Below are 4,632 nucleotides of genomic sequence, written 5' to 3'. Positions count from 1 at the left end.
TTTAACTTTAAACTCTAAGACAAACATTTTACGCAGGGGGTACTTAGATAAAATCAGTATAGCACAATAAAAGTTAAGTTAACAAGCTATAGTTTAAAAAGCCGTCCTTTTAGGACGGGGCTTTAACCCAAAATTTCGGTAAGCGATTTTCCGGTACATCATCTACCCCCAAGATGCGATCGCTTAATGGCATTTTTAATTTTAACTGGCAACAATACCAAATCCGTTTTTAATAGTGTGATTAACTGCCAAGTTATGGATTGTTTCTCCCTGCTCCGACGCTCCTCACTCCCCAATCCCCAACCTGCAACTAAAAAAGGGAAAGAGCTATGCTCCCCCCTTTTTTTGATAATTTATTCAAGACGATTGTAGATGCACAGCAATCGAGGCTGAAATTACATTAAGCCTAATTGAGCAAGGATACCTTTGTGGGTTAAGTATTCCGTAGCTACGCCAATAACGAAACCGAGCATGGCTAAACGACCATTCCAGTTTTCAGCGAAAGCGGTGAAGCCGAGTTTGTTTTCTTGCTTATCCATGGTGAATTGCCTTCCTATAATAAAATTGCGTTTGATTCAAGTGCTTGATATTAAATGTAACATAACTTCCCAAACTATGCAACATTTATTTACATAAATTTTATTAATGTTGACCATAAACTTTTATGGGGGCAGGGTCAAGGGTGGGCAATGGCGGCCGAAAATCAAGCCTGATCTTAGTTCTAGGGCTAAATAACGGTTTTCCCATCCCTGACCGAAAAAGATTACAATCAAGCGAAAGGTCAAGAATCGATCGCCATCGAGCGAGGAGTGAATATGCGCGCCTTACTGATTTATCCCGTTTTTCCGCCGACTTTCTGGTCTTATAACAAAATTCTGGAATTAGTCGATCGCAAAGTCTTACTTCCTCCCCTTGGTATGGTGACGGTGGCGGCGATTTTACCGCAGGAATGGGAATTTAAACTGGTCGATCGCAATATTCGGGCGGTGACAGAAGCAGAATGGGACTGGGCCGAAATAGTCATTCTTTCCGGCATGATTGTCCAACGTCAAGATTTAATCGAGCAAATTCACGAAGCCAAGCAACGGGGTAAACTGGTGGCCGTGGGTGGTCCCTATCCCACTTCTATCCCCCACGAAGTGGCCGAGGCCGATTTTCTGATTCTCGATGAGGGAGAAATCACCATCCCGATGTTTGTGGAAGCATTGGCAAAAGGAGAAACCAAAGGTGTTTTCCGCACCACAGAAAAACCAGATGTGACAATTACCCCGATCCCACGCTACGATCTGCTCGATTTTGAAGCTTATGATTCCATGTCGGTACAATTCTCGCGGGGATGTCCCTTCCAGTGCGAATTTTGCGATATTATCGTTCTCTACGGTCGTAAACCCCGCACCAAAACCCCTGCACAATTATTAAAAGAATTAGATTATCTCTACGAGTTAGGTTGGCGCCGGGGCGTGTTCATGGTGGATGATAATTTTATTGGCAACAAGCGCAACGTTAAATTACTCCTCAAAGAATTAAAGGTTTGGCAAGAAGAACACCAGTATCCTTTCCGGTTTAACACGGAAGCATCGGTGGATTTGGCCGCCGATCTCGAATTAATGGAAATGATGGTTGATTGTTATTTTGATGCGGTCTTTTTAGGTATTGAAACCCCCGACGAAGAAAGTTTACAATTAACCAAAAAATTCCAAAATACCCGTAGTTCGTTAACCGAGACGGTAGAAAAGATTATTAAAGCTGGATTGCGCCCTATGGCGGGATTTATCATCGGTTTTGATGGCGAGAAAAAAGGTGCGGCCGATCGCATTATTAATTTTGTCGAAGAAGCGGCCATTCCCACGGCTCTATTCGGAATGTTACAAGCTTTACCCAATACCGCCCTATGGACTCGCTTGGAAAAAGAAGGACGACTACGATTAACGGGGAAACAGGACATTAACCAAAGTACCCTAATGAATTTCGTTCCCACCCGGCCGATCGAAGATATTGCCACAGAATATATTGAAGCCTTCTGGAAATTGTACGATCCGGAGGTATTTCTCGATCGCACCTATCGCTGTTTCCTGAAATTAGGGGCACCTAAAGCTAAACCTGCCTTTAAACTGCCTCGCCGGGCTGATATCTATGCCCTAGCGGTAATTATCTGGCGACAGGGCTTTAAACGTTCCACTCGCTGGAAATTCTGGCAGAATTTATTCGGTATTTTGCGCCATAATCCCGCCAATGCCGAACACTATATCACTGTCTGCGCCCACAACGAGCATTTCCTGGAATACCGTCAGATTGTCCGGGATGAAATTATGGCACAATTAGCCGAATTTCAACGCCAAGAGGCATTAACAGCGGAAAAAACAGCCATAGCGGCCTAATTATTCCGAGGATGGGTAAATAAACCCATCCTTAATATTTTCTGTCCTGATGGTGGACGATCGATAAATCAATCAGTAGTCGTGCAAAATTAATTTCTTGGTTAGGATAGGCACTCATGCAAAAGGCAAAAGCTTTATCGAAATGTGTAATTAATTTTGCTTAAGTCCTTAATATTCCTATTTTCCGGTTAAAAATTCCCTCAATCTCTGCCAAAGCAATTCAGTATAAATTCTTAATTTTCTAGATATAATTACATTTTTTCCCTAAAATGTTAGCTGGAATACTGAATAAATCGAGAAAATCTGGATAAAGCCAGTATTTTTAGCGCCTTAACCCTATCAATCAAGCTAAAATCAATGATTACTCGTCAAGAACTTAAGAAACTACAATCCCTAACTCAAATACCCGCCCTTTCCATTCTCTTACCCACCCATCGCACCTCACCGGATAACAAACAAGACCCTATTCTCGTTAAAAATTTGGTCGATGAAGCAAAGCGCCGATTATCGGAAGAATTCTCTAAACGTGAAATCGAACCTTTGTTCGATCGCCTCGATAGTCTAGTGGCTGAAATAGATTATCCTTATACTCTAGATGGATTAGCTCTCTATATTGGTCCGGATATTGCCAAGCTTTATAACTTGCCTTTTTCTGTCCAGGCAAGAGTTGTCATCGATAAAACCTTTGCCACACGGGATTTAGTTTATGGATTACATCGAGAACAACCCTATTGGCTGTTACTATTAAGTCAGGGTTCTACTCGTTTAATCTCAGCTACAGGAGAAACTCTCGAAGAAATTTGCGATCAGAATTTTCCCTTAGAAATGACCGGACCGGGGGCTACCGCACCACTGCCCTTTGATGCCGATACCAGTTATCTAGATGATAGAATCCGGCGATTTTTCCAACAGGTAGATAAAGCTCTGGGTGAATACATTGATGATTCTTCCCCTTTGATTGTGGGTGGAGTGGTTCGTCAAATTTCCTTCTTTCAAGAAGTTTCACAGTACACATCAGCAATTGTTGGCACTTTAACCGGCAATTTTGACAAAACCTCACTGCCAGAATTAATTCCGCAAGTATTGCCGATTATGCAGTCAGTGCGTCAGACTCAAAAAACTGAAGCCCTGCAAGCTTTGGATGCGGCAGTCAGCGCTCAAAAAGTTATCTCTACCCTGGGAGAAGTGTGGCGTTTAGCGCAGGAAGGTCGAGGACAATTGTTATTAGTGGAGAAAAATTACCATGTACCCGCAGTTTTAAGCGAAAACGGTGATTTAGTGCTGGTGGAAAACGTCGGTGGTACGGAGGTAATCGATGATGCAGTGGATGAAATTATCGAAGTGGTATTGGCCAAGGGAGGACGCGTAGCTTTAGTCGATGAAGATTCCTTGAACGATTACCAAAAAATTGCCTTAATTTTGCGTTATTAGAGCTAAGGCGCTGTTTCACAAGCGCCAATACTAACCCATTGACTAGAACCATCAGACCAGTATTCTTTTTTCCAGATGGGGGCATTATGCTTGAGAGTATCAATAGCATAACGACAGGCTGCGAAAGCTTCCCCCCGATGGGGACAACCCACAGCTACTAAGACGCTAATTTCACCGATTTGTAGCTTACCGGTGCGATGGTGAATGACAACTCGATTGGTATCGGGCCAGGTTTGCCGAATTTGCCCGGCAATTTGCCGGAAAACCTCGATTGCCATGGGTTCGTAGGCCTGATAATCAAGATAAATAACCGGTTTACCGTCGGTTTGCTCCCGTACCGTACCACTCATTAGTACAATAGCACCATTAGCCCCATCATCGGCTAATTGATATACTTCCTGCAAAGATAAGGGAGCAAAACTGATGCGAAAACTATCTTGAGTCATGGATGAGGCGATCGGGGAGTGGGGAGAAGGGTGTAGGGAGTGGGGTGTAGGGTGTGGGAATTAGGAATTATGAATTAGGAAGTGGGGGGAATAAATAAAATAATCTCCTGACTACTGCCTTCCTTAACAACATAGCTATCGCTTTTTTGGAGTCAAGAGATGTTTCTATTTTTTCATCGAAAAACTGGGTCTGAAACCCCGCCCTTTAGCGATAGCGGAGGGCGGCTTTATATGAATTAGTGAGAAACAATTAAACCGTTAGAACGACGAATTAACTGAATCTTGCTAACAGCTATCTGTCCCAATCGTGTCCAACTGGTATCGCTTACAGATAGCTGTTTTTCGGTATCTCCACTAACATAACCAATTCCTTTGGG

Annotated in this window: 4 protein-coding genes and 1 pseudogene; 2 read left to right on the top strand and 3 right to left on the bottom strand. The window is 43.1% G+C overall.

Translation table 11 applies throughout. The features are described from left to right. Positions 1-395 precede the first annotated feature (395 nt). On the bottom strand, positions 396-557 hold the full coding sequence (locus IM322_RS01215) for a CAB/ELIP/HLIP family chlorophyll-binding protein (RefSeq protein ID WP_487353236.1): 162 nt from the start codon (positions 555-557) through the stop codon (positions 396-398). Between the two features lie 258 nt (positions 558-815). Here IM322_RS01215 and IM322_RS01210 point away from each other — a divergent pair, with 258 nt between their 5' ends. Beyond that, positions 816-2,378, top strand: coding sequence for a B12-binding domain-containing radical SAM protein (locus IM322_RS01210; RefSeq protein ID WP_287078435.1), 1,563 nt, complete (start codon positions 816-818; stop codon positions 2,376-2,378). A gap of 357 nt (positions 2,379-2,735) precedes the next feature. Further along, positions 2,736-3,809, top strand: a complete 1,074-nt coding sequence (locus tag IM322_RS01205) for an AOC03_06830 family ribosome hibernation factor (RefSeq protein WP_287674842.1) — start codon at positions 2,736-2,738, stop codon at positions 3,807-3,809. Between the two features lie 2 nt (positions 3,810-3,811). Here the strand turns inward: IM322_RS01205 and IM322_RS01200 are convergent, their stop codons facing one another. After that, positions 3,812-4,255: a molybdenum cofactor biosynthesis protein MoaE gene (locus IM322_RS01200; RefSeq protein ID WP_286824250.1), complete on the bottom strand. Its 444-nt coding sequence runs from the start codon at positions 4,253-4,255 to the stop codon at positions 3,812-3,814. A gap of 236 nt (positions 4,256-4,491) precedes the next feature. Then, a pseudogene (locus tag IM322_RS23630) lies at positions 4,492-4,632 on the bottom strand (RRXRR domain-containing protein); the annotation flags it as partial.

It is taken from the genome of Microcystis sp. M109S1, from assembly GCF_020247025.1.
In the GTDB taxonomy this organism is placed as follows: Bacteria; Cyanobacteriota; Cyanobacteriia; order Cyanobacteriales; family Microcystaceae; genus Microcystis.
This window is presented reverse-complemented; position numbering and strand designations above follow the sequence as displayed.